The 231-nt window shown below is 40.7% G+C and carries 1 pseudogene; it reads right to left on the bottom strand.

Annotation, left to right across the window (positions count from 1 at the left end):
• Positions 1-231: pseudogene (locus ACFINZ_RS11255) on the bottom strand (hypothetical protein); the annotation flags it as partial.

Below are 231 nucleotides of genomic sequence, written 5' to 3'. Positions count from 1 at the left end.
GTGGTCAAAATTCTGTGCATTGCCTGCGGCATGTTCTACTTGTGAGCGTACACCTTTTTGAAAGGCATTTTTTTCCATCAACCCCAAATCCGAAAGTTGACTTTTAATTGTATCGAGATTAACGCTTTTCTTCAGTGCTTTCTCTCCTTGCTCGAGGGCATCACCAATAGTACGCTCGTCATAATAAATTTTCCGTGCTTTAACATAATCTGGAGATGACGTATCCAAAAC

Origin of the sequence: Bartonella sp. AA81SXKL (assembly GCF_042196945.1) — a bacterium.
Lineage (GTDB): Bacteria > Pseudomonadota > Alphaproteobacteria > Rhizobiales > Rhizobiaceae > Bartonella.
The sequence above is the reverse complement of the archived record's forward strand: the minus strand, read 5'-3'. Positions and strand labels throughout refer to the sequence as shown.